Below are 2,584 nucleotides of genomic sequence, written 5' to 3'. Positions count from 1 at the left end.
TTGCCGCTGCGGCTGCGCGCCAAGGTGGCGGCGTGGCGCACCACGCGCTCGATCTCGACAACGCTGTAGCGGCACAGGTCGGAGGCATCGGTGGCGCTTCGGGTTTTCTCGCCAAAATAAATGCCGCCGGTGAGTTCGCGCACCACCATCAAATCCACACCTTGCAGCAGATGCGGTTTGATGGGCGATGCGCCCAGCGTGGCCGCGTGCGGTTTGACCGGACGCAGGTTGGAATACAAGCCCAGTGCTTTGCGGATGGCCAGCAGGCCTTGCTCGGGGCGCACCTTGGCATTGGGGTCCGACCACTTGGGCCCGCCCACCGCGCCCAGCAACACCGCATCGGCGCGCTGTGCGGCGTGCAAGGTGGCCTCGGGCAGTGGCGTGCCGGTGGCGTCGATGGCGGCACCGCCGATCAACTGTTCTTCAAACTGGAAATCATGGCCGAAGCGCTGGGCCACGCATTGCAACACTTCGACCGCAGCGGCGGTGACTTCGGGGCCGATGCCGTCGCCGGGCAACACAAGAATATTGGCGTTCATGGGGTTCTCGATGATATGGATTTAGGCCAATGCAGCCACGCGCTGCATGGCGTAGCTGCGCAGCAGGCGGTTGGCGACATCCAGCCATGCGATGGCGGAGGCTTCCAGCACGTCGCGGCTGGTGCCTTGGCCGCTATAGGTTTCGCCACCGATGCGGGCGCTGAGGTTGGCCTCGCCGCGTGCATCACGGCCAATGCCCATGCTGTGCACTTCATAACTTTCCAGCTCAAAATCCACGCCGGTGGCCTTGGCCAAGGCGGCAAACAAGGCCGCAATCGGGCCGTCGCCTTGTGCCTCTTGTTGCACCTGATGATTGTCGGGATTGGACAGCGCCACTTGCGCACGGGTGTGCTGGCCTTCGTCGATCAAGTTCATCGTGGTGATGCGCCAGCCGGTTTCGCCATGATCGCCGGCGACCAAGCGCAACAAGTCGGCATCACTCACCACATGCTGGGTGTGGGTCAGCGCCTTGGCTTGGGCGATGACGTGATCTAGTTGCGCATCGTCCAACACATGCCCTAACGCGCGCAGACGGTCGGCCACCGCCGCACGGCCACTGTGGCGGCCCAGCACCAATTGTGATGCCGGCCAGCCCACATCGTGCGGGTGCATGATTTCGTAGGTGTCGCGGTTTTTCAGCATGCCGTGTTGGTGAATGCCGGACTCGTGCGCGAAGGCATTCAAGCCGACGATGGCTTTGTTGCGCTGCACTTGGATGCCGGTGATGCGCGACAGCAGGCGCGAGGTGTCCAGCAGTTTGGGGGTGATGATGCCGGTGTCCACGCCGTACCACCCTTGGCGCACTTTCAGCGCCATCACCAATTCTTCCAGCGCGGCATTGCCGGCGCGTTCGCCGATGCCGTTGATGGTGCATTCCACTTGGCGTGCGCCACCTTCGATGGCGGCCAGTGAGTTGGCCACCGCCAGCCCCAAATCGTTGTGGCAGTGCGCGCTGAACACCACGCCTTCAGCGCCTTGCACATTGGCGCGCAGGTAGCGGAACAGTTCGCGAATTTCATCGGGGGTGGCGTAGCCCACGGTGTCGGGCACGTTCAGGGTAGTGGCACCGGCGGCAACCGCAGCATTGAAAATTTCAACCAGAAAATCGCGTTCGGTGCGGAATGCATCTTCGGCGGAAAACTCGACATCGGCGACATGCTTGCGCGCCAGTGTGACGCCCATGCTCGCGTGCTCGATCACTTGCTCGCGGCTCATGTTCAATTTGTATTGACGATGCAGCGGGCTGCTGGAAATAAACACGTGGATGCGTGGGGATTCGGCGCGTTCCAATGCGCGTGCGCAGGCTTCGATATCGCCTTCGTGGCAGCGCGCCAAGGCCGCAATCGACGCGCCGCGCACGTCGCGTGCGATGGTCTGCACCGCGCTGTAGTCGGCCGGCGAGCTATTGGGAAAACCGGCTTCGATTACATCCACACCCAGTTCGGCCAAGGCGTGGGCGAAGGCGATTTTTTGTGCGCCACTCATGGTGAAGCCGGGCGATTGCTCGCCATCGCGCAAGCTGGTGTCGAAGATGCGGACGTGCGGGTGGTCTGTGTTCATGCGGGGAGTTCTTCTCGGTGCGGGGCGCGCGCTTTGCGCGGCGCGGGATGGGGTTGCGAAAGGACAGGCAGTAAGCCGGCAGGCAGTGCGCTTGGCACCGATGCCGGCGAGATAAGTCGTTCCTGCTTGCGTTGGCGCGGTTTGCGCGGTGGCCGCGGGCGCACGTCTTGCAGCAAACTGGCCAGCACGCCGGCATCGAGGTTGCCGCCGGAGACCACCGCGCATTTGCGTTTGGCGGCGATCCGTTTGCCGGCCGCCAGCGCCAACGCGCCGGCCCCTTCGGCAATCACGTGTTCTTCCAGCGCCAGCCGCACCAGGGTTTCGCGCAGTTCGGCTTCGCGCACGATGACAACATCGTCCAATAGCTCGCGCAGCACGCGCTGAGTGAGTTGCCCGGGTTCTTTCACCTTTACGCCATCGGCCAGGGTGGGTCTGGGTTCGATGATGCGGGCATCGCCACGCAATGCGCGTGCCATCGCATCCAC

At 63.5% G+C, this 2,584-nt stretch carries 3 protein-coding genes; all 3 read right to left on the bottom strand.

Annotation, left to right across the window (positions count from 1 at the left end):
• Positions 1-539 (bottom strand): isocitrate/isopropylmalate family dehydrogenase (locus PK789_RS11605; protein ID WP_324308978.1); only part of this gene is annotated, 539 nt, incomplete at its 3' end.
• A 21-nt stretch (positions 540-560) separates the two neighbouring features.
• Entirely contained in the window at positions 561-2,099 is a 1,539-nt protein-coding gene (locus PK789_RS11600) for a 2-isopropylmalate synthase (protein WP_324308976.1), read from the bottom strand.
• Positions 2,096-2,584 (bottom strand): pyridoxal-phosphate dependent enzyme (locus tag PK789_RS11595; RefSeq protein ID WP_324308975.1); only part of this gene is annotated, 489 nt, incomplete at its 5' end. The genes PK789_RS11600 and PK789_RS11595, both read right to left, overlap by 4 nt.

This window comes from Thermomonas sp., from assembly GCF_035369645.1.
Lineage (GTDB): Bacteria > Pseudomonadota > Gammaproteobacteria > Xanthomonadales > Xanthomonadaceae > Thermomonas.
This window is presented reverse-complemented; position numbering and strand designations above follow the sequence as displayed.

Excerpts from the sequence above, each read along its gene's own strand:
- PK789_RS11600 (WP_324308976.1), bottom strand. The coding sequence starts at position 2,099 with ATGAACACAGACCACCCGCACGTCCGCATCTTCGACACCAGCTTGCGC.